Annotated in this window: 1 protein-coding gene; it reads left to right on the top strand. The window is 60.4% G+C overall.

The features are described from left to right. Nucleotides 1–191: 191 nt before the first annotated feature. Nucleotides 192–462 (top strand): transposase (locus J5M67_RS28355; RefSeq protein WP_207888665.1); only part of this gene is annotated, 271 nt, incomplete at its 3' end.

Below are 462 nucleotides of genomic sequence, written 5' to 3'. Positions count from 1 at the left end.
CTCCCCTCAACACGGGCGCCATTTTCGCCGGCAAGAGGTATTCCTTTCGCACGCGTGCGGCTTGGTTTTAATCTCAAGACGACGTCCAATTCATTTCACAACACCTTCCAAGTGGAACCTTACCCTTTCCGACCACACTCGAATATCAACAAATGTCAACCTCGTCGCTGCCGATTCGGCATGGTCGACTCATGGGTTTCGTCCGATCCGGCCGTCGTGGCAGATGGGCCGAGGCGACGGGTAAGCCAATCATTGACGACGGACTGTGGGCACGGATCGAGCCTCTGCTACCGCCGCCAAAGCCGCGCCGCTTCAGGTATCCCGGCCGCAAGCCGGTAGCGGGCCGCGCGGCTTTGACGGGCATCCTATTTGTGCCGAAGACGGGCATTCGTTGGCGCGACTCGCCGTGCGAACTGGGATGCGGCACAGGTGCAGGTTGTTGGCGCAGGTTGCGCGATTGGC

The sequence above is a fragment of the Pseudomonas sp. 30_B genome (assembly GCF_017491605.1).
Classification (GTDB): domain Bacteria; phylum Pseudomonadota; class Gammaproteobacteria; order Pseudomonadales; family Pseudomonadaceae; genus Pseudomonas.
Note: the sequence above shows the minus strand (reverse complement) of the source record. Positions and strands in the feature narration are given on the sequence as shown.